This window comes from uncultured Roseobacter sp. (genome assembly GCF_947495025.1).
Lineage (GTDB): Bacteria > Pseudomonadota > Alphaproteobacteria > Rhodobacterales > Rhodobacteraceae > Roseobacter.
In genome coordinates this window covers 1,577,171-1,597,970 of the sequence record NZ_CANLXG010000001.1, presented here as the reverse complement: position 1 = coordinate 1,597,970, position 20,800 = coordinate 1,577,171, and the positions used below count along the sequence as shown (strand labels likewise).

Below are 20,800 nucleotides of genomic sequence, written 5' to 3'. Positions count from 1 at the left end.
ATGCTGAAACGACTGATAGCCTCGCGGGAAACGTTGCTGATTGTGGCAATTCTGCTGCTGCTGATACTGATCTCTTCCCGGTTTCCGGGGTTCATCGCGCCATCGAACCTTGCCAATGTGTTCAATGACACCTCACCGCTGATCCTGCTGGCGATCGGTCAGATGATTGTGATCCTGACCCGGTGCATTGACCTGAGCGTTGCCGCAAATCTCGCTCTGACTGGTATGGTGGTGTCCATGGTGAATGTCGCCCTGCCAGGTCTGCCGATTGCTGTGATCCTTGGCATCGCCATTGGCCTCGGCACGATACTGGGCATGATCAACGGCCTTCTCGTCTGGAAACTGCAGATCCCGTCTATCGTGGTAACGCTGGGCACAATGACCATATTCCGTGGTGTCATTTTTCTGATCTCTGACGGAAAATGGGTCAACAGCCATGAGATGAGCCCGGCTTTCAAGGCTTTCCCGCGGGCCGAACTGCTGGGTCTTCCCGTGCTCAGCTGGATTGCGATCTTCGCCGTGATTGTTTTTACGGTTGTTATGACACGCACAACGCTGGGGCGTGCCTTTTATGCAGCAGGCGGCAATCCCCACGCTGCGACCTATGCAGGAATCTCTGTGGGCAGGTCCCAGTTCTGGGCGTTCACGATCTCGGGTGCGCTGGCGGGTCTGACCGGCTACCTCTGGGTATCTCGTTTTGCCGTATCCTACGTGGATATCGCCGGCGGGTTCGAACTGGACGTGGTTGCGGCCTGTGTGATCGGCGGCGTGTCGATTATGGGCGGCATCGGCACTGTCGCTGGCGCGCTGCTGGGCGCGTTGTTTCTTGGCATCATCAAGAACGCCCTGCCGGTCGTTGATATATCCCCCTTCTGGCAACTGGCCATTTCGGGCGGCGCCATCATCATCGCGGTGGCTCTGAACGCCCAGGCCAACCGCAAAAAGGGCCGCATTATCCTCAAACGCGCGGAGCAGATACGATGAGCACGACAGAACGCATTATCCCCGACCGCCTGCGCTCTCCGATGGAGCAGCGGCTGAAGAGCTGGGAGACGCTCCTGCTGCTTGTTGCGGTTGGCATTTTTGTCGCCAACAGCTTTGCCTCACCCTATTTTCTGAACGCCTGGAATCTGAGCGACGCGACTTTCAATTTCACCGAAAAGGCGATGATTGCCTTCGCAATGGCGCTCCTGATCATCTCGGGTGAAATTGACCTTTCGGTCGCCTCCATTATTGCCCTGGCGTCGACCGCAATGGGGGCGGCAGTGCAGATGGGCGTGGGCACGCCGGGTCTGGTGCTGATCGGCCTTGGGGTCGGCCTGCTCTGCGGCGCGTTCAATGGCGTGCTGGTCACCCGGATGGGGCTGCCCTCTATCGTTGTGACGATCGGCACGATGAGCCTGTTCCGCGGCATCAGCTACATCGTACTGGGCGATCAGGCGTTCCGGGGTTATCCCGAGAGCTTTTCGTGGTTTGGTCAGGGGTATGTCTGGTGGGTGATATCATTTGAATTCGTGCTGTTTGCCCTCATCGCCGTCATCTATGCTGTACTTCTTCACAAGACCAATTTCGGACGCACGGTCTATGCCATCGGCAACAATGCCACCGGTGCGATGTTCTCGGGCATCCGTGTAAACCGCGTAAAATTCATCCTGTTTCTCCTTACGGGTCTTATGTCCGGTGTTGCTGCGATCTGCCTGACCGCGCGGCTCGGTTCCACGCGGCCCTCCATCGCCACGGGTTGGGAGCTTGAGGTGGTCACGATGGTTGTCCTAGGAGGTGTCAGTATACTCGGCGGATCAGGCACCATCGCAGGTGTTGTCATCGCAGCTTTCGTGATGGGGCTTGTGACTTTCGGACTGGGTCTGCTGAACGTACCTGGCATCGTGATGTCCATCGTCATCGGGGCATTGCTGATCGGCGTCATCGCCCTGCCGCGCCTGTGGTCCATGTGGCGGCTGCGCTGATGGAAAAATTTGCCTTTAAAATGCAGCTGAACCCCGGTTGCCGGGATGAGTACATCAAACGCCACGACGAGATATGGCCCGAGCTGGTGGGTCTTCTGAAAGAGGCCGGCGTTTCGGACTATTCGATCCATCTGGACACCGGAACTGATACGCTCTTTGCCGTGCTCTGGCGCAAAGAGGAGCACGGGATGGATGAGCTGCCGGACCATCCCGTCATGCAGAAATGGTGGGCGCATATGGCAGACATCATGCAAACTCATCCCAGCAATGAACCTGTGGCCACGCCGCTCGATACTGTGTTCCACATGCCATGACGCGTCACGTCGCCGTCATCGATATTGGTAAAACCAACGCGAAACTGGCCCTGGTTGACCGGCAGACTCTGACCGAAATCTCCGTAATCACACGTCCCAACGCTGTTCTGCCGGGTCCGCCCTGGCCACATTTTGATGTTGGGGGCCACTGGGATTTTCTGCTGGAGGGGTTGCGTGATTTCAATGAGCGCCATGGCATTGATGCGATTTCCATCACCACGCATGGTGCATGTGCAGCGCTTCTGGACAGCGAAGGCGCGCTTGCCGCACCCATCCTGGATTATGAACACACTGGCCCGGACGAGACCGCACAGGCCTATGACGCGATCCGCCCGCCTTTTGAAGAGACCGGCTCGCCGCGTCTGGCGGGCGGTCTGAACATCGGCGCACAACTTTTCTGGCAGTTCCAGACCGACCCCGGCCTGAAAGACCGCACCCATTGCATTGTCACATACCCGCAGTACTGGGGTGCAAAGCTGACCGGCGTGGCGGCAACGGATGTCACCTCACTGGGATGTCATACGGACCTCTGGAACCCGCATACCTCCCAATTCTCCTCCCTGGCCGGGACACTGGGTATCAGGGATAAACTTGCACCGGTTCGCAGACCTCAGGACAAACTTGGTCCGGTCCTGCCATCAGTTGCCAGGTTTACGGGGCTCGATCCGACGACGCCCGTCTGCTGTGGGATCCACGACTCCAATGCCTCCCTTCTGCCCTATGTTCTGGCAGAAACGTCCCCGTTCAGCGTCATTTCCACCGGAACCTGGGTCATCGCGATGTCTGTTGGCGGCCGGTCTGTCCCGCTCGATCCGGGCCGGGACACCCTGATCAATGTCACGGCCCTTGGCCACCCGGCCCCCTCAGCGCGCTTTATGGGCGGGCGCGAACACGATATTGCGACGGGGGGCACCGGACCAGAGCCGACGGCGGAGGACCTTTACGGTATCCTGTCACAGCGGGTTATGCTTCTGCCGGCAATGGTGCCTGACAGTGGTCCGTTTAAGGGGGAGGTCCCGGATTGGATCGGGGGCGAGCCACAGGCTGGCACAGGCCGTCGCCGTGCCGCCGTGGCTCTCTACCTTGCGCTGGTCACCTGCGAATGTCTTGCCAGTATCGGGCATGAGGGGCACATCATTGTTGAGGGCCCGTTTGCAGGCAATAACCTCTACCTGGAAATGCTCAGTGCCGCGACAGGGGCAGTGGTGTTCCGGTCGACAGGAACGACCGGGACCAGTGCAGGTGCGGCCATGCTGGTCAGCGACAAAACAGATGCACCACCGAGGGGCCAAAACCTGGTTCCGGTTGCAGCAGAACACTCAGTTCTGCTGCGGGAGTATGCAACACTATGGCGGCAGAGGGTGCAGCGCCGGATGCAAAAGGCGCCCTGCCGGCCGTGAATTTTCAGTCAGGGACTGAACGGATAACGCGCGTCTGCTCGTCCTGACACGTGGCGGCGGCGCCCGTCGATGACCTGTGCTGTCTGATCAAAACGGGCCATTTTGCAGACCGCGGAAAGTGGCATCATCCCCGCACGTGAACGCGCGCAGCCTGCGCGGAACAAGCTTACGGGCAGTCTGGTGGAATGCGCATACTGCCACTGCCCGTGAAAGACAGCGTTCAGAGCAGTATTTCTGTCCAACCCTGCAGGTCAGGGCGATTTTTTCATGGGATAAAGTCACCTTCAGGTGATCCGCCAGAGCGACTGGTGCCTGTTTTATTTCAGAAAGATCCACCCGATGAACCGACGTACTTTTAACGCAACCGGCCTCGCGGCCGTCCTGACCCCTCCACCGCGACCGGCATCAGCGGATGAGGTCGTACCGGAGTTACCCGGCTATCAGGTCGCTGCGATAAACGGCGGTTTGCTGACGGCCCGGCACAGTGGCATGGCCCGTGCTCAGAGCCCGGTTGATGATGAAACGTTGTTTCAGGTGGCGTCATGTTCGAAAACCGTTACGGCTCTTGCGGTTCTGACACTGGTGCGCGACGCGCGCGTTGACCTTTATGCGCCGGTCAACCGGTACCTGCGCAACTGGCAACTGCCAGGTCCAAGAGGCGGAACAGCTACAATTGCCGAACTCATGTCTCACACGGCAGGAACCACAGTCAGCGGGTTCGTGGGTTATGGCGCCGGGGAAAAGCTGCCTGACCTGTCCGACATCCTCGCGGGCCACCCGCCAGCCAACTCGGGCGCGATCCGGGCGCGACGCAGGCTGTTCGGCCCGTTCCGGTACAGTGGTGGCGGCACCATGGTTTTACAGGCCCTGATCGAAGACGTAAGCGGCAAGGCCTTCGGGGCATACACCGCAGAAGAAGTTCTGAAACCGGTTGGCGCATCAGCGGCCACCTTTGCGATCACGCCACCGGATCATTTCGCGCACGGTTCCTTCGGGAATGGCCGGCCGCTTCCGGAAGGTTTCAGGAGGCATCCTGAAAGTGCTGCGGCAGGCCTCTGGGCGACTGCATCGGACCTGGCCAGAGTTTTTCAGGCGGTGCTGCATGCGCTCGGCGGCGCCCGCCACGCGATCATTCCCGTTGTACTGGCTGAACGCATGGTCACGCCGGTAAGCGAGGGATCGGGTCTGGGAGTTTTTATTTCGCGGGGCACCACGATCTGGCATCAGGGGCGGAATCTCGGTTTTGACTCGGTTGTTGCGGCTGAGCTCGGTACGGGGCGGGTCCGCGCCGCCGTTACCAACCGGAACGGGGCCCTGGACACATATTCCCGTCAGCTCGTGGAGGGCTGACGAGGCCTGGCTGGCAGGCTTTCGGACGTCACCATGCCTGTGGGCTGGCTTCCGGGGGCAGATTGGGAGAGTTTACGGCATGGATGACATCATCATTGAACTGACCAGTACCGGCACCTTCGCCATCGCAGTTTTTGGTGCCGTATTTTGTCTGATGCAGACAAAACGCTCCCCCGTGGCCAGCAACTTCTCAGCATTTCTCGCAGCCGTGGCGGTGAATAATGGTCCGGATGCATTCAGACGCCTCACAGAGGCAATGCCGGCCGCTTACGGACCGGCGATCGACGTTGCTGTCTGGCCAAGTTCCTTTTTGCTCGCGCCTCTCTTCTGGATGTACGTCTTCACTCTGACGTCTTCGGCACAACGACGTCCGGCGCGTCTTGCGCGGCACTTTGTATTACCCGGTCTTGCAATCTGCGTCGCACTGCTCGTGCTGGTGTCGCCACCCCACGTCAGTGAGGCTCTGACGTCAGATAATGTGGATCTGGACGCTGCCTGGACCATAGCCCTTGCAGTCTGCATGGGGCTTCTTCAACTCGCCGTTTATCCTCAGATCGCCGTATATCTTTTCCTGACTGTGCGTCGCCTTGTACGTTTCCGGCTGAAACTGCGTGATGTCTATGCCAGCACTGAACAGCACGAACTGCGTTGGATTTATGTGATCGGCGGGCTTGGCGGGTTGTTCTGGTTGTCTCAGACGGCTCTCCTTTTCTTTGCTCTGGACGCCGGGCAAACCGGGATACCGCCATCATACAATGTCACCGCCAGCATGGCCGGAACCGCTCTGGTTGCGGCAGCGGTTCTCTGGGGTCTGCGGCAACGCCCGCCACTTGTACCCGACCCCGCAGATCCGGAACCGATCAGTCCCACTGTCCCTCCGACCGGGGCACGATACGAAAAATCGTCGCTGAGCGCGGAGGCTTCTGAACGCATTGCCCGCAAGCTGCGTGCAGCAATGGAGGCCGACCATCTGTATCGTAACCCGGATCTTTCGCTCTGGGCGCTTGCACGTCACACCGGGGCGTCACCAAATTACATTTCACAAACGCTGAACGAAAAGATCGGGCTCAGCTTTTTTGACTTCGTGAATGGCTATAGGGTCGCTGAGGCGCAGAACCTTCTCACGATGACCGACAGATCTGTGCTGACGATCACCTATGATGTGGGCTTTAACGCGCGTTCGTCATTCTACAGCGCGTTCAAACGCTTAACCGGTCAGACGCCGTCCGCTTACCGAAAAAAAATGTCTCAACGGGACGGGCTGGACGACAGCGCGCCGTGGTTGAGAGACACCTGACCTGTTGCGACTGATCAGGACAACCAGACAACTCCACCGGTCAGGAACACCAACCGAAACGAAAGGGCATGCGCCGGACTGCCGGCGCCATGCACCTCAATACATGTGCGCCTGTTCTGTGACGGGCGTGAAACATCATAACCGAGAAAAGAATGACCATGAAAAGATACCTTTTACTTGCAGTACTTGGGCTCAGCGCCTGCGACACGCCTGCTGAAATCAGCGCCGGCAAGAAACTGGATGCAGCATGCATGGAAGGCGATATTCAGGCCTGTGCCGCAGTACAGCAAAGGGTCGATGCGCGAAATCAGGCCCTGGCAACCACTGCGGCCGGTTTCTGAGTTCTTCAGCCAGGGTGGCTTTTGCAGGCGCCGTGTACGAGAGCACGTCTCTGTTTGCGGCCGGTACCGGCCGGATGCCCTGTGCTGAGCGAAAGACTGCTCAATGCGGTAGCAGTATTTCCGGCCCCGGTTCCACCGGGGTCGGAGTTTGCGACCGCGCCGGTGCTGACAAACGTTCCAGCCACCGCATGGCCGGGTCACAACAGAGCCTGCTGGTTTTTGTGTACGGAGGACTCATGGTTCTGCACAGACCGGCTTTTCCAGTACCGGTACACCGACCCGGGACATTTACCGGCTGAGAACAAAGCCACTTCCGGCATCCATATGATGCATTCGGATTTCGACGGCATGGTTTTGTTCAGAAGCGACCGGCGGACGGCCTGATGCGCGCGGACGCATTCCGGAGAACCGTTTTTGACGCTGACCGAACAGGGACGGAGCCGCAGCACAGCCTGTCAAAGGCGGGGTAGCGGGTTGCCACGCGACAGTGTCAGGTCAGGGCAAAAACCTTTGCCACTTTGTGCCACTGAGACCTGGTCAATCTGTCTTTCCTGGCCATCATCCAGTAGGTCTCCGGCGGCTCCAGAACATGGTCGGAGAGGCGTACCAGTGTGCCCCGTTCCAGCAGATCCGCGCACAGCGGGAGCGAGGCAAGCAGGACCCCGGCACCTGAAAGAGCCGCAGAAAGAGCAGCCGAAAAACTGTCAAACCGGATCTTCGGAACGGGGGTAAGCGGGTCGCCTGTGTGCCGGGACCACGCCTGCCAGCCAGGCCGGGGGCCGGAAACACCAAGGCGGTCGAGATCTGTCCACGAGGTCCGGCCAGCCATCAGTGCCGGAGTGGCGACCGGGCTGAGTTGCTCTGCAAACAGCGGCGCCCTGTGGTACTCTTCGCCCGCGCCGAGCCCATACTGAACACGTATTGTTGCGTCCAGCAGGCCTGTGTCGGCCTGAAGCACTATCGTCGAAAGCACGATCTGCGACCTTGTTTCGCTTTGCCATCTGCACAGCCGTGGTGACATCCACAGTTCGTTTACCGAGGCGCTGGCGGAAATCGTAATTTTGTCCTGCAGGATGCCGAAAAGCTCTTCGCAGCTTTCGTCAAGACTGCGAAGCGCGCCCGAGACATAGGGCAACCAGGCTTCCCCCTGTACGCTCAGCGTGACACCACGCGCGTTCCGCACAAACAACTGCGCACCGATGCGCTTTTCTAGGTTCGATATGCGCTGACTGATGGACGCCTGTGTAACGTTGCTTTCCCTGGCGGCCGCCGTGAAACTTCCGGTTCTCCCGGCGATCTCAAAGGCGCGGACCCAGTCCAGCGGAACGTTGCGCAGTGAATGATCAGCCATAAGGAAATCCACATCTCAGATGAAACTCTTGTTGGTTTTCATCATCCCGGATCCGTGGAACTTTGCAACTGAACGAGCATCAAAGAATCCGGGGTCACGAAAATGATGGACTGCACCGTAAGCGAGAATGGCGAATACCTGACGCTTGACGATGGCAGCACACAGACGCGGTTTCACGCAGTCTGGTTACGTGACAACGCCTGGGATGCTGATACGCGTTCTGCGCAGAACGGCCAGCGTCTGATCGCATTGCGGGACATTCCACAGGGTACGCTGATCCGTTCGGCCACACTCACAGCTTCGCGCCTTTCAGTAACCTTCGGCCCCGAAGAAAAGACAGTCGGCTATGATGTGAACTGGCTGCTGCAAAATGCCTACGACCGCCAGGCAAGGGCCCGTGCGGGCTGGACCGGACCCGGCATTGAAACCTGGGACGGGAAACTGGCAGAGCGTATTCCGGCGGCCGGTTTCGCCGACGTTCAGTCTGATCCGGTGGCACTGAAGGACTGGCTGGGTCAGATCGCGCGCTTCGGCTTTGCGACACTGACAAACGGCCCGGCAGAAGAACTTGCGCTGATGCGTATCGTTGATCTGTTCGGTTATGTCCGTGAAACAAACTACGGCCGTCACTTTGAGGTACGCACCGAAGTTAACCCGACAAACCTTGCCTACACGGGACTGGGTTTGCAGGCCCACACAGACAATCCCTACCGCGACCCGGTCCCCACCATACAGGTGCTTTACTGTCTCGAAAGTTCCGCAGCCGGCGGGGAGAATATGGTGGTGGACGGTTTTCGGGTCGCGGAAAAGCTGCGGGCAGAAAACGAAACATGGTTCGACGTTCTTTCCCGCTATTGTGCGCGTTTCGAATACTCCGGCGCGGATGGTGTCAAACTGCAGTCGCGACGCCCCATGATCGAGCTTGCGCCGGACGGAGAGCTGACGGGGGTCCGGTTCAATAACCGTTCAGCGGCTGCAATTTCAGATGTACCTTTCGATGACATGGAAACGTATTATGCTGCATACCGGCGGATGGGAGAGATCATCGATGATCCTTCAATGGAAGTGACATTCCGTCTTGAACCCGGTGACAGTTTTCTGGTGGACAACCGGCGCGTTCTGCACGCCCGCAAGGGGTATTCAGGGGTTGGCAAACGCTGGCTGCAGGGGTGTTATGCCGATATGGACTCACTGTACTCAAAACTGGCCGCACTGGAAGCAGCAGTCCCGGAGGCAAGCCGGTGAGCGAGCCCGGTTTCTCCCGTCTGAACCGGACCAACATCGTTGCATTTCTTGAAGATATCTTCGAGCGGCGGGGCGATGAGGAGTACCTTGGCGAACCGGTAACCATGGCTGAACATATGCTGCAGGGGGCGACAATTGCAGAGCGGAATGGTCAGCCGGAAATCATCATCGTATCTGCACTGCTGCACGACGTGGGACATTTCACCAGCGAGTTCGGCATGTTCAGCATGGATGATACCGAAGACCGGTTTCATGAAGACGCGGGGGCCGACATCCTGCAGAATTTCTTTCCGACCCTCGTTACGGACTGTGTCCGCTATCACGTCGCAGCAAAACGATACCTTTGCGCGACCCGGCCTTCGTACTACGACAGACTTTCCGAGGCGTCCGTGCACTCTCTGAAGCTTCAGGGCGGACCAATGGATGCCGCCGAAATTGAGGAATTCGAGAAGAATCCAAATCTTGAGGAAATTATCGCCGTCCGGTTTCTCGACGAAGCGGGAAAACACCCGGATATGGAAACGCCGGCCTTTTCCCATTTCGCGCCGATGGTCCAGCGCATTGTCGATAAGCACTGCGGGGCGTGCTGAAAGCTGAAAAACTGCTGTGCCTGCTGCACTGCCCGGGCCAGGTTTTTCGGACAGAAAAGAAGCGCTCCTGATATCAGCAGTGTTCAGCGCGGTCGAGGCGCGCTGTATCTGATCTCGGGCGCAGGGTGCGCCCCGAATGTTTCTCCTCTGAAAATGTCACTGCCTGCGAGACCGCCGGCGCCGCGCGGACCGGCGTTTGCGGGCGATGACGTTTCGCTGTCTGGCCGGCCTCTTTGACCGTTCTGATCCGGGGCGGGACCGCTCGGCCCTGTCGGCGACACCGGGAAACAGCCTGAAACCAACGAATTTTCGATCCCAGATATGGTTCCAGACCTGGAAATCCGTGAAGTAACCGGAGTGTCCGCCCGGATCGACGGATGCATTTCGTGCCAGTCCCGCATCGTCGGTGGTCAGGTTTTCGCCGATCCTCGTGCCCACAAAGTCGTCCTCACGGTGAATGTTGAACCATTGGGTTCCGGGAGGCATCCGGGTCCTGTCTACCTGAAAGAACTCCTTGAAATAGCGGCGATAGATGTGCGTTACCGGTGATCCCATGGTGATCAGTTTGATCGGCGGATTGCCCTGTTTCCTGAAATAACGATGGATGTCCGGGTCCTGGAGCATCTGTGTCGCCAGAACAGTCCCCTGCGAGTGAGAAATAATCGTTACCCGGACCGGATCAAAAGTCTCCAGACCATACTGGATAACGCGCTTGAACCGGTTGTTGATATCGTTGCGCGTCGCAAAATTGCGTTCGCGCGAACGCATAGTCGACAGCCATCTGCATCTGGATTGTGTGGCATAGGTAACGATGTCGCGCACAATACCAAGCCCGCCTGCCACTACATGATTGAAGTTGTAAATCGCCAGCCCGATCAGAAGCAGAACCGCATTGGCAGGTGCCGACAGATCCTGCAGAAGCTGCGACAATGTCTGAAGATAGGCAGGCGGCGTACCCTGAAAGATGAGCCATTGAGGCAAGAAGCTGGAAAACAGATGCCCCGGATCCTCCCACAGGAGGTAGATCAGTGTCGCAAAAATCGCCAGCGCAATGATCATCAGCAGCACCTGAAGAACTGGATTGAGGATCACCCGGCTCAGACGTTCGGGTCTGAGATACAGTTTTTCTGCAAGCGATTTGCGACGCCAGATCAGTCCACCGGCAGCGACAAGCAGCACCATGAATAACAGCGTGGTGATGGACATAGTGCCAAGGGCATCTTTCAGGTTACCCTCGAAGATATCGCGCAGAAAGAAGTCAGGTACGTGCGGGCTGGTATGGGGGCCAGCGTGGGTGGAGGATGTGGAAAGCCTGTTCAAAACGCTTACGAAAGTCAGCCAGAATGCCGAGCTGAAAACCATCCAGAAGATTACCATTGCCGCACAGATCGGGGCGAAAATCGCGCGTTGCCCCTGCACGTGATCCTCAATGCGCAGGAATTCTTTTTTGCCTGCGTCATTTGGCGTGCGCCAGGGCAGAAACGATCTGATAACGATGCCTGTGGTCAGAAGCCACAACAGGAAGCTCCCGGTCTTGTGGCCCCGTACAGGACGCTTCAGACGCGAGGGCCTGCGCGCGTCAGATCCTTTTCGTGCCACACGTATCATTTTTTGCCGGGCCAGAGCGCGTCTCAGACGGGAGGGGCCATATCTGTATGCCAGAAACTGTGTTTTCTGTTTGGCAATCAACGCCGGTATGAAAGTCAGAAGCGCCAGAAACACCGTTATAAACCAGACGATACCCAGCAGGTCGATGCTCAGCCGGACAAAGCATTCCAGGCGTTCTTTTGGCGTGGGCTCCTCTGCCGCGGGAAAACGACAGAAACCCTGGTCAAAATCAACTCCGATCCATCGGGTGGTTGCGATCACCAGAATGAATGCACCCAGTGCGGTAAGGCCAATGGCGAATATCCTGACAAGGTACGTCTTTGCAACGGTCCTGAGGATCAGCCAGCCAAGCCCGAAAGTCACACTGCCGTGAAAGAACAGGACCATCAGGACAGGCAGCGGATCATCGATTTTGAAGGGAGAAAGGTCGACCAGCATTATGATCGCGCCTGTCAGAAGCATGGCATTCAGCGGTGCGACAAGGCCGTAGAAAAACCACGTAAACAGATGAACCAGCCCTACAGTGAATGCACCCCGGTTGCTTTCCGCGTTTTCCATCGCCAGATAGCCGAGGCCCAGAACAACGCGCAGCAGGTCAAACATGGTCCAGAACGCGCCTTGTGGGGCAGGGGATTTATCTGCCCAGTAGACTTCGGCAAAAATTGCCTGCTCATGCCGTGATGCCCTGAGCGCGCGTCGTACCCGACGCAGGTGCACCGGATAGAGTTTCGCCTGACGTTCCTGTGCGCCGAACCGCGTTTCGGACAGTTTGATGACGTCTTTTTCCACTAGTACCGAATCCGCGCCATCCGTACGGTCGTAAAAGGTGGCTGTCGCAGCACCAACGACAGAATCGACGGTTTCCCCCGCTTCCTGTTCGCCAATGCCATGCACCGTTACGATCAGGTGCGTGTCCATGTCCGGATCAGAATTTTTTTCGGGCTTTGATGAACTGGTCATAAAATTTTGCCTGAAACAGCGGATGCCGGCAGGCTAGCACGGACGCGGAAAATTCTCCAGGAGCCATGAAATACGGAGCCTGATGGGGCCCCGGGGGCCATAAATTCTGCGCCTGCGCAATGGGTCTGAAAGGCACGGTCAGACCGCTCAAACCGATCTTCCGGGTAATCCGTCGGCGCCGGTCCTGCAATGCCGTCTCCGGGTGCCGGTGCGCATGCCGCCTACAGAAAGTCGTCGCGACGTGGCGTGAAACAATCAACCAGTGTGCCGGGTTCCAGGCATATGCAGCCGTGGGTCTGATCTGACGGCACAACGAAGCTGTCGCCGGGGCCGAAATCGCGCTCCTCCTCTCCAAGGACAAACCTGAACCTGCCGCTTTCAACATAAGTCGACTGTACATGAGGGTGGCTGTGCAACGCGCCTGTGGCGCCTGCGGCCTGAAACCGGAAAGCTACGACCATCAGATCGGGATGGTCAGACAGAACCTGACGTGTGACATCCTCGCCTGTGGAAACAATTGGGAACGGGGACAAAATTCGGTCCTTTCGTTTAAGAGAACAACATGCCGCCGTTCAGGTCGATGTTGGCACCCGTCATAAAGGCGCTGTCATCGCTTGCCAGAAACAGAACAAGGTTCGCAGCATCGTCCACGTGGCCCTGGCGCCTGAGCGGGGCGTTTGCCTCAAAACCGCGACGCCCGGCATCTGGCGTGTGAATGTTGTGGAAATCTGTATCGATCATTCCCGGACACAACGCGTTCACGCGAATCTCTGGCCCCAGTTCTTTGGCCAGACCACGCGTCATTGTCATGACCGCTCCTTTTGCCGTTGCATATGCAACCGCGCCCGGGCCTCCGCCGTCACGTCCTGCCTGACTGGCGAGATTGATAATGGCTCCGGATGTCATGCGGGACAGACAGGCCTTTGTCATCATGAACGTACTGGTCACATTCAGGCTCATCACCGCGTCCCAGTGTTCCAGTGGCATTTCAGCGATCGTTTTTCGGGCGATCAGGCCACCGGCGTTGTTGACCAGAATGTCGATGCCGCCAAAGTTTTCGACAGCGGCTGCAACCAGCGCGTCGACATCTGCCTGTGCATTGAGATCGCCCTGCACGGCAATGGCCCTGCCGCCCGCTTTTTCAATTTCAGCAACGGTTTCGTCGGCGCCTTTTGAGCTCGAAAAACAGCTGATTGCAACGCTGGCGCCCTCAGAGGCAAGTTTCACGGCAACGGCCCGGCCGATATCACGACCTCCGCCAGTGACGATGGCGGTTTTACCTGCAAGTTTCATGTCAGTCCTTTCTTTCTCAGCGAGCATGTCTCGCTGTGTTTTTTGGGGTGTGGTGCGCTGCCGGATCCGTGTTCCGGGCATTTGTGGCATGATGCGCTCACCGGAAGGCACCGGGCATCACTGTCCTGGGGAGCCACAGAATGATTTCCGGAAAGGCTGCCAGCAGAATGAGTATGATCAGCATCGGTGCCAGTATGAACACGACCTCGCGCAGGACCTGCACAACATTCAGCCCGCCGATGGCTGCAGAGATCAGCAGGCACAATCCGTAAGGTGGTGTCACCAGCCCGAAAGCCAGCGAGACAATGCCGATGATTGCGAAAGCAATCGGGTCAACGCCGCCTGCCTGAGCGACGGGCATCAGGACCGTTCCGAGGATGATGATTGTCGGAATCGCATCGATAAACAGGCCGAATATCAGAAACAGTGCTGCGATCAGCATTGCCGTACCGAACGGGCCGAACTCCCATGCAGTCAGAATGCCAACGATCAGGCGGGGCGCATTATAAAAGGACAGTAACCAGCCAAAGGCAGACGCCGTTCCGATTGCAAACAGCGAAATGGCTGCAAACCTGGCCGTGTCATAAAGAATAAAGCCGAGGTCTGCGGGCGTGACAGTGCGATAGACGAACATCCCAAGGATCAGCGCGTAGCCCGCCGCGATGATCGCACTCTCGGTGGGCGTGACGATGCCACCCACAATGCCACCGATGACAAAGACGGGCGTCAGAAGAGCAAGCGCAGCGCCTTTCCATGCGGCGCAGAATTCACCCCAGTCGGGTGAAGCCGTGACCGGGTAGTTGCGCGCCTTTGCAAAGGCGTAGACGGTCGCCATCAGCGCAAGGCCGATCATCAGTCCCGGGATTGCTCCCCCCAGAAACAGGGCGCCGACCGATACCTGCATGACGCCGCCCCAGACGATCATCAGGATTGATGGTGGAATGATCACACCCATCACCGATGAACAGGCCGTGATGGCGACAGCAAAGCGGGTGTCGTAGCCCTCTCTTTGCATAGCAGGGATCAGGATTTTGCCGATACCGGCCGCATCCGCGGTCGATGAGCCGGAGATGCCTGCAAAAAGCATCGAAACGGCGACATTCACATGCCCCAGCCCTCCGGGCATCCACCCGGTCATAACGCGGGCCAGTTCAATAAGCCGGTCGGTGACTTTGCCGGAATTCATCAGGTTGGCGGCCAGCAGAAAGAAAGGCACTGCAAGAAGAATAAAGGAATTGTAGGACTGAAACATCCGGTCGAGCACGATAAAGGGTGTCAGCCGCAACTCGAGCAGCACAACAGGGATTGTCGCCAGCCCGAGGGCGAAAGCGACCGGGATGCGCACAAGGATCAGAACCAGAAACCCTGCAATCAGCATCGTGGCGGCAGTGGCGGTATCAAGGATCATGAGAGGGTGTTCTTCCGGTTCAGGAATTCAGCAATATCTTCGGAGAGCCGGTACCCGGCGAGCACAAGCCAGAACCCGCCTGCAACCGGCACAGAAACGTGTGTTATGGCGAGGTTGGCCCGCATCATCACGGACCGCTGATTGCTGCCGAACGCGGTATATTCGAACCCGTAGAGCAGGAACAAAGCCCCGAACAGCATGATCGCGAGATGTACAATTCCGTTTTGAACCAATCGCATCAGCGGGCCCGTCGCGTCCCGGGTGATCCGGACGTCAAAGTGTGTGCCATCCCAGACGGCAACAATTGATCCGATCATGACGATCCAGACAAACAGGAATGTCGCCAGTTCTTCGGTCCACAGGTACGTCGGGATGAGGCCGGTGTAGCGCGAGATCACCTGCATCGCGACAGGTATTGCCAGAGCTCCCATCATCACGCCCAGCAGAATGCGAAGACCAGAACAGAACCGGTCAAGAAAATGTCCAAACATGCTGTGCACTCTGTTGAAGTTCAGGAAAATGCAGGATCGCGCGGGTTACCAGCGGGCAGGTCGGAAACTACGCCGCCCGCTGGTACGCAGATTACATTCCGCGGATGTTTTCGAGAAGCTCTGTCGCGCCCAGTTCTGCCGCATAGGCATCCTGTACCGGCTGAACCAGCTCCAGCATCTTTTCACGACCCTCGAATTCATGAACTTCGATCTGTCCGGCGTCGAGCATTGCCTGAAGTTTTTCACCGTCCTGGCCACTTTCGAGCGCGCGCCCGAATGCGCCGGCTTCAGCGCCTGCAGTCATGATCGCAGCCTGCAGGTCTGCGGGCAGCCCGTCAAAGATCTTTGCGGACATTACAATCGGACGCACCGTGATTGTGTGCTGCGTGAGCGAGATATGGGGCGCGACCTCGTAAAACTTCAGGTTCTGAATTGAGGCAGCCTCGTTTTCAAAGCCGGCAATGACGCCCGTCTGGATTGCGTTATAAACCTCGTTGTAGGCAATCGCAGAAGGTGCCGCTCCAACGGCCGAAAATGTCTGTGCCTGAATAGGGGCGCCCATTACCCGCATACGGTGTCCCGCAAGCTCTTTCATGTTCGAGATCGGCTCGGCGGAAGCCAGATTCCGCACGCCGCCGCCATGATACCCAACGATAACGATGCCCGCTGCTTCCCGGAGATCTTCTTCGAGCGGCTTGAGGGCGTCGGAGGACAGAACCGCATTCCAGTGTTCCAGATCGCGGAACAGGAAAGGCATATCCATCAGTGGGATGGATTCAGAAAAGACCGCCATGTTGGATGGCGCGAGGATGGTATAATCTACTGCGACACCCTGGTTGAGATATGTAACATAGTCAGACTCGACGCCAAGTTCACCATTCAGACGCAGATCAAAGCTGACATCGCCATCATAATTCTCAGCGACAAGCCGTTCGAATTCGCGCAGCGTTTTTGTAAACGCATGCTCTTCATCAAACATGCTCGCCCCGCGCAGTGTAACATCGGCATGTGCGGTCGTCATGCCCGTCAGCAGAACTGCTGTGGCGGCCATCGCCTTAAGTGAAAAACTGAACATTATATCCTCCCAGATCAGGTTTATGGTTCGTTTCGGTCCGGCGTTTTCAGGGCGGGCAACGTGCCCGACGCGTCTTGTCCCGTTCTGCCGGTCGTGCTGATTTTCTCCCCGGCGCGCAGAAGTGCGCCGCGTTCTTCATGCCGTCAGCCAACACGAAAACTTGGATACTAGTCAACATAATTTTGGACGTTTTTTGCGGAGGCGTTCGAAATACCGTTTTAAATCAACAGTTGAACCTGATCTGGTATCCAAATTTTTGCTGTTTTTTGTCGTTGAATTCTGTCAGACTGTCCGGAAATCTGATTTGGAAGCAGAAAATATGGCAGTACAGGGCACACTGGAACGCACGACAAGCAGTGATGTTGTCTTTGATGAATTGTTCGGTCGTATCACCAGGCTGGAGTTACTTCCCGGCACGAAGATATCCGAGACAGACGTGGCAAAATCCTTTGGATATTCCCGGCAGCCGGTCCGGGAGGCGTTTACCCGGCTGGCGAACCTGAATCTGCTTCTTGTACGCCCGCAGCGTGCCACCGTTGTCCGGCCGTTTTCGCGGCGGCTGATCGCAAATGCTCGCTTTGTAAGAGCTGCAATTGAACTGGAAGTCGTCCGTCTTGCTGCGTCCGATCGCGACAGATCTGTTGATGCGGCACTGAAATCAAACCTGCGGGAACAGGGCGGCGCTGTCGCCGACGGGGACGTGAGCCGGTTTCATGATCTGGACTATCAGTTCCACAGGCTGCTTTGCGCTTCGGCACGGCAAGCCTTTGCATTTGATATCATTGCTGAAAACAAAGCCCAGGTTGATCGGCTGTGCATGCTCGCTCTCACGAGCAAGGAAGCAATGGACGTTTTGTACGAGGATCACACAAAACTTCTGAAGGCGCTGTTCGGCGGCGACGCGCAGGCAGCAGACGACGTTCTTCGGGTACATCTCGACCGCCTGACGCCCACAATTGATGCCATTTACACGACGCATAACGCCTACTTTGACGAATAGGGCGGGCGGATAAGCATTCAGTCTCCGGCGTTCCCTGCCCGGAAAACAGGGATCAGATCACCAGCAACACTGGATTGTCTGATCTGCCCCGTCAGCCGGGGTCATTGAAGCGGTGGGAAAGTAAAACGCAAAGCGCTCAGTATTCGTATCCTGCATAGCGGTTTGGTTCACCGCGGGCGTCGGGCTGGCGGATCAGTGATGCCCAGTCATCGCCCGGGCGCCAGATGGTTTCCCTATTGGCAAAAGCCTCTGCCGTGGTGAGGACCATACCTTCGAGGGCGCAACGAAAGAAAAACGCGCTGACCCGTGCATTGTAGATGCAGTGGACATGGATAGTCGTGTCCGCCAGTTTTTCGACGGCGCGCCGGAAGTCAGCAAAGTTTTCTTCGGTCGGGTCATCAAATTCGACGGGGATGTAGATGTATGTCATCCCGAGCGCCGCGACCGTCCCGGCCTCATCCGCCAGCGCACCTTTGTTATGGTGCGGCCCGAGATTGATGATGTGACTGACGCCGAGCCTGCGGATGCTGGCCAGTTGCTCTTCTGTCGGCTGGCCCGACGTTGTGATCCGGTCGGTGATGCGCCGCCAGTTCAGTATCCCGGGCAGGTCTGTCATGGTTCGAGAGCAGCAGCGGTTGACGGCTCTGCGCAGCCGGGATGACCGCCAAAGGTCCGCAGGTCTGCGACCGGATGACTGACAGGGTTCGCTGTTGGCCGGACCGGTTCCAGAGCAAAGCCGCCGCCGCGGTTCGTGCGGGCGCTGCGCGGCCGCTCCCGCGGGACGACTGTGCAGTCCGGTGATCTGACATGCACATTCGTTTTCAGGGGCAGCAGAGCCTTGTCGCCGCATTCACAGTCTGGTCTCGGTCTGAGCATCAGCAAACGGCCTCCCTGTTCGGTTTCTGGAAATTCTGATCGTCCGTACGTCGATACAGGCAACTATGGCCCGCAAAACCGTTGAGGCAAAGAGATTATGGCATAGGCGGGTCCTGGTCATCTGACAGCGGCAACCACCCCGACGGAAACAGGTCAGCTGCGGCGGCCTGGACGGACCGGCGGAAAATGTCAGCAGAAGGCAGGCATGGCTTTCCTGTCTTCCGCTGATTGTGTTCAGTCCCTGCTGATAACAAGCCCGCCGGCGGCAGACGTACTTGCGCGATACTGTGTGTAAGTACGCAGCTTATCGGGGTTACGGTGGATGAATACGCTTGTAATGTTACCGTCTGATCCATAGCCGAAAGCCACCAGAGCAACCAGATCGGTGCCTTTCCGGACAGTCAGAACCTGCTGGCCGTTCGCGCTGCTGCTGCCGATCTGTTTACCGGACCAGGCCTTGCCCAGCGTGTTGGCAATGAACTCTGTAACAGCATCAGATCCTTCGAGCACATGCCGGATTGCCGTCGCTTTGCCACCACTGTCCGCCCGAAGGTCAACATCCTCGCTCAGCATGCCCGCAAGCTGGTCAACGGAGCCCGTTTTTAAAGCATCTGTAAAGCTGTCCAGCAGTTCGCGCTGCCGCTCCGGGGCGGGCACAAACCGCGCATTCTCCTGTGTCACCATCCTGCGCGCCCTGGCTGCCAGCTGGCGGCAGTTTGCGGGACTGAGATGCAGGCTTTCTGAAACCAGCCCAAAATCCATGCCGAAAATGTCATGCAGTAAATAGGCTGCTCTTTCGCGGGGTGTCAGACGTTCCAGCAATAACAGAAAAGCGGTTGACAGACTGGATGCCATCTCAATGTTCCGGGCCGCATCCTCGACGCTCTCGGTAACGACGCTTTCCGGCAGCCACGGACCGACGTAGGTCATCCGTTTCCGATGTGAGGATCTGAGAATGTCGAGACAACGGTTGGTGCAGACGGTGGTCATCCAGGCAACCGGCCGGTCGGGAAAGGGAGGTCTGAGCGCCAGCCACTTCAGCGCGGTGTCCTGAACGACATCTTCAGCTTCGCTGACCGACCCCAGCAGACGATAGGCCACGCCCACTAACTGTGGGCGGGCCCGTTCAAACTCATGTGCCTGTCTGCCTGGCGTCATTTCAGTGCTTCGATATCTGGATTCTGTTCCAAAGATTTATCATGCCGACGCAGACTGTAATCAGCGAGATCTGCTGATCGGTGAAATGCGCCCGAAGGTCTGCGCGCAGTGCTTCAAAGTTGGTGCCACGGATCATGTATGTCAGTGCTTCTGCCCAGGCGAGAGCTGCTTTTTCCGCGGCGCTGAAGTCGTCGGTGGACTCCCATGTTGCGAGATGATCAAGCCGGTTGTCTGTCTCGCCGTCTTTGCGGGCTTCACGGGCATGCATCTGTACACAGAAACCACAACGATTTATCTGAGAAACACGCAACTCAATGAGATGTGACAGTTTCCGGGAAAGGCCTGCGTCTTCTGTCATCTGGTTGACCTGGCCAAGGTGTCCCAGAAGTGGCCCGGCATATTTTTCGTACTGAATTGGTGATCCGGCTGCTGATTGCTCTGAGGTATTCATTCGGTTCTCCTTTGGTGTCCAATACCTCTTTGACGTCCGGCGCGACGCATTTGTGACATGCGGGGTCATTTTTCCTGTTGTGGTGCGTATTGCGCCATACGCGTGGTCAGGCGCAGCGGTCACGAAAATCTGTGGTTGCCGCCTGTGACAGTCACGCACCAAAGCACTGGGAACGGCTGTGTTTCGTATCTGACTATTGAAACAGATATGTCGTTATTCGGTGATGCGTCTGTAGCCGTTTATTTTTCAGAACGGCAGGCGTCCGGGGGCGGCTGATGAGGCCCGCATGTTTTTTTGAACTGATCCGAAGCGGGCAAACCTGAGGAACGAAATCTGCATCAGTCTTTAGGTCTGCATGCCTTCACTTGCGTGGGCAGCGACCGATCGTTTTCAGAGTGTTGGCGCACAACGCGGGGAGGATGCGAGGCGGAGAAAAAAGCAGTGCCTTGAGTGTCCCGACGGACACCGGCAACCCGGTTCCCGGGAAACCGTCGGGGAATGTGGTCGTCTGAACCCGGTGCCGGTTCGTCTGGTTCCGAGCTTTCCGGCTAAAGCACGTTGCCTGAGAAACAAGGCGACGGCACAGGGATTTTTACGCTTGTGATACCCTTTGCCTCCGGGATCG

Annotated in this window: 20 protein-coding genes; 10 read left to right on the top strand and 10 right to left on the bottom strand. The window is 57.6% G+C overall.

Going from position 1 to position 20,800, the window contains the following annotated elements; genetic code table 11:
- The 7 genes from Q0792_RS07515 (at position 1) to Q0792_RS07485 (ending at position 6,669) form a co-directional block, all read left to right on the top strand.
- On the top strand, positions 1 to 984 hold the full coding sequence (locus tag Q0792_RS07515; protein ID WP_298838282.1) for an ABC transporter permease: 984 nt from the start codon (positions 1 to 3) through the stop codon (positions 982 to 984).
- Positions 981 to 1,967 carry an ABC transporter permease gene (locus Q0792_RS07510; protein ID WP_298838279.1) on the top strand — a complete coding sequence of 329 codons (987 nt, stop codon included), beginning with the start codon at positions 981 to 983 and terminating at the stop codon, positions 1,965 to 1,967. Before Q0792_RS07515 ends, Q0792_RS07510 begins: the two co-directional genes overlap by 4 nt.
- Positions 1,967 to 2,281 carry an L-rhamnose mutarotase gene (gene rhaM, locus Q0792_RS07505; protein ID WP_298838276.1) on the top strand — a complete coding sequence of 105 codons (315 nt, stop codon included), beginning with the start codon at positions 1,967 to 1,969 and terminating at the stop codon, positions 2,279 to 2,281. The genes Q0792_RS07510 and rhaM overlap by 1 nt, the downstream gene beginning before the upstream one ends.
- The gene (locus Q0792_RS07500) at positions 2,278 to 3,681 is read left to right on the top strand and encodes an FGGY-family carbohydrate kinase (RefSeq protein WP_298838273.1); all 1,404 of its coding nucleotides are present in this window, start codon (positions 2,278 to 2,280) and stop codon (positions 3,679 to 3,681) included. The genes rhaM and Q0792_RS07500 overlap by 4 nt, the downstream gene beginning before the upstream one ends.
- A gap of 339 nt (positions 3,682 to 4,020) precedes the next feature.
- Positions 4,021 to 5,031 (top strand): serine hydrolase, encoded by a 1,011-nt coding sequence (locus Q0792_RS07495; protein WP_298838271.1) that lies wholly within the window; start codon positions 4,021 to 4,023, stop codon positions 5,029 to 5,031.
- 79 nt (positions 5,032 to 5,110) lie between these two features.
- Positions 5,111 to 6,328, top strand: coding sequence for an AraC family transcriptional regulator (locus tag Q0792_RS07490; RefSeq protein WP_298838269.1), 1,218 nt, complete (start codon positions 5,111 to 5,113; stop codon positions 6,326 to 6,328).
- 158 nt (positions 6,329 to 6,486) lie between these two features.
- On the top strand, positions 6,487 to 6,669 hold the full coding sequence (locus tag Q0792_RS07485) for a hypothetical protein (RefSeq protein WP_298838266.1): 183 nt from the start codon (positions 6,487 to 6,489) through the stop codon (positions 6,667 to 6,669).
- Between the two features lie 490 nt (positions 6,670 to 7,159).
- Here the strand turns inward: Q0792_RS07485 and Q0792_RS07480 are convergent, their stop codons facing one another.
- Positions 7,160 to 8,020 carry a LysR family transcriptional regulator gene (locus Q0792_RS07480; protein ID WP_298838263.1) on the bottom strand — a complete coding sequence of 287 codons (861 nt, stop codon included), beginning with the start codon at positions 8,018 to 8,020 and terminating at the stop codon, positions 7,160 to 7,162.
- A gap of 102 nt (positions 8,021 to 8,122) precedes the next feature.
- Here Q0792_RS07480 and Q0792_RS07475 point away from each other — a divergent pair, with 102 nt between their 5' ends.
- Together Q0792_RS07475 and Q0792_RS07470 are read left to right on the top strand one after the other, a co-directional pair.
- Complete coding sequence (locus Q0792_RS07475) at positions 8,123 to 9,265, top strand: TauD/TfdA family dioxygenase (protein WP_298838261.1); 1,143 nt, start codon at positions 8,123 to 8,125, stop codon at positions 9,263 to 9,265.
- Positions 9,262 to 9,855 (top strand): HD domain-containing protein, encoded by a 594-nt coding sequence (locus Q0792_RS07470; RefSeq protein ID WP_298838258.1) that lies wholly within the window; start codon positions 9,262 to 9,264, stop codon positions 9,853 to 9,855. The genes Q0792_RS07475 and Q0792_RS07470 overlap by 4 nt, the downstream gene beginning before the upstream one ends.
- Before the next feature lie 156 nt (positions 9,856 to 10,011).
- On the opposite strand, the gene Q0792_RS07465 is transcribed toward Q0792_RS07470, so the two are convergent.
- The 6 genes from Q0792_RS07465 to Q0792_RS07440 all read right to left on the bottom strand — a co-directional run bounded on the left by Q0792_RS07465 (position 10,012) and on the right by Q0792_RS07440 (position 16,690).
- Positions 10,012 to 12,423 (bottom strand): hypothetical protein, encoded by a 2,412-nt coding sequence (locus Q0792_RS07465; RefSeq protein WP_298838255.1) that lies wholly within the window; start codon positions 12,421 to 12,423, stop codon positions 10,012 to 10,014.
- A 221-nt stretch (positions 12,424 to 12,644) separates the two neighbouring features.
- Positions 12,645 to 12,956, bottom strand: coding sequence for a cupin domain-containing protein (locus Q0792_RS07460; protein ID WP_298838253.1), 312 nt, complete (start codon positions 12,954 to 12,956; stop codon positions 12,645 to 12,647).
- Positions 12,957 to 12,972: 16 nt separating this feature from the next.
- The gene (locus tag Q0792_RS07455) at positions 12,973 to 13,716 is read right to left on the bottom strand and encodes an SDR family NAD(P)-dependent oxidoreductase (protein ID WP_298838251.1); all 744 of its coding nucleotides are present in this window, start codon (positions 13,714 to 13,716) and stop codon (positions 12,973 to 12,975) included.
- Between the two features lie 97 nt (positions 13,717 to 13,813).
- Positions 13,814 to 15,124, bottom strand: a complete 1,311-nt coding sequence (locus Q0792_RS07450) for a TRAP transporter large permease (RefSeq protein ID WP_298838248.1) — start codon at positions 15,122 to 15,124, stop codon at positions 13,814 to 13,816.
- A complete protein-coding gene (locus tag Q0792_RS07445) occupies positions 15,121 to 15,615 on the bottom strand; it encodes a TRAP transporter small permease (RefSeq protein WP_298838245.1) in 495 nt (164 codons plus the stop codon). Before Q0792_RS07445 ends, Q0792_RS07450 begins: the two co-directional genes overlap by 4 nt.
- A gap of 91 nt (positions 15,616 to 15,706) precedes the next feature.
- Positions 15,707 to 16,690, bottom strand: coding sequence for a TRAP transporter substrate-binding protein (locus tag Q0792_RS07440; RefSeq protein ID WP_298838243.1), 984 nt, complete (start codon positions 16,688 to 16,690; stop codon positions 15,707 to 15,709).
- Positions 16,691 to 16,811: 121 nt separating this feature from the next.
- Between Q0792_RS07440 and Q0792_RS07435 the strand changes: the two genes are divergently transcribed.
- A complete protein-coding gene (locus tag Q0792_RS07435; protein ID WP_298838240.1) occupies positions 16,812 to 17,690 on the top strand; it encodes a GntR family transcriptional regulator in 879 nt (292 codons plus the stop codon).
- Positions 17,691 to 17,826: 136 nt separating this feature from the next.
- Here the strand turns inward: Q0792_RS07435 and Q0792_RS07430 are convergent, their stop codons facing one another.
- The 3 genes from Q0792_RS07430 to Q0792_RS07420 form a co-directional block, all read right to left on the bottom strand.
- Positions 17,827 to 18,306: a protein tyrosine phosphatase family protein gene (locus tag Q0792_RS07430; protein WP_298838237.1), complete on the bottom strand. Its 480-nt coding sequence runs from the start codon at positions 18,304 to 18,306 to the stop codon at positions 17,827 to 17,829.
- Positions 18,307 to 18,800: 494 nt separating this feature from the next.
- Positions 18,801 to 19,724: an RNA polymerase sigma factor SigJ gene (gene sigJ / locus Q0792_RS07425; RefSeq protein WP_298838234.1), complete on the bottom strand. Its 924-nt coding sequence runs from the start codon at positions 19,722 to 19,724 to the stop codon at positions 18,801 to 18,803.
- A 1-nt stretch (position 19,725) separates the two neighbouring features.
- On the bottom strand, positions 19,726 to 20,175 hold the full coding sequence (locus Q0792_RS07420) for a carboxymuconolactone decarboxylase family protein (protein ID WP_298838231.1): 450 nt from the start codon (positions 20,173 to 20,175) through the stop codon (positions 19,726 to 19,728).
- Positions 20,176 to 20,800 lie beyond the last annotated feature (625 nt).